This is a genomic window from Streptococcus sp. HMSC074B11 (genome assembly GCF_001808705.1).
Taxonomy (GTDB): domain Bacteria; phylum Bacillota; class Bacilli; order Lactobacillales; family Streptococcaceae; genus Streptococcus.
Map to the genome: position 1 here is coordinate 1 of NZ_KV794290.1, position 389 is coordinate 389.

At 42.4% G+C, this 389-nt stretch carries 1 protein-coding gene; it reads right to left on the reverse strand.

Annotated features, from left to right (window positions below; all coding sequences use genetic code 11):
- Positions 1-310, reverse strand: a 310-nt coding sequence (locus HMPREF2619_RS08390; protein ID WP_070460684.1) for a transcriptional regulator, incomplete at its 3' end; no start/stop codon positions are given.
- Between the last annotated feature and the right edge of the window lie 79 nt (positions 311-389).

The following is a 389-nucleotide window of genomic DNA, read 5'->3' on the forward strand; positions in this document are numbered from 1 at the left end:
CCAGCCACAATCCTCCTTCTGGTAGGCGATGGCTAATCTCGCCTACTTCTTCATAGGCCATACGGTCCAGGCGACGTTTTTGACTCTCTTGTTTTCTGACGCTATCTAGGATTCGATTGCGGAATTTTGTTTTGAAGTAGACGTAGAGTTTCTTTTCCTCTTCCACTAAGTCTGGTTGAGCCTCAAGGAGTTCATAGAGACAGATCAGTCCTTCTTGATCCCAATCCTCTTTTTCCCACAGGTGGAGATAATAATCTTTTCGGCATCTATGGACAATACCTTTTACTTTCTCATAATACTTTTCAAGCATTTGCTTTCCCCCTTTCTCTGCTTGTAGTATAGCAGAGAAAGGAGGAAAGAAGGGCTTTGATTTCTGTCTTGTGTTTTTT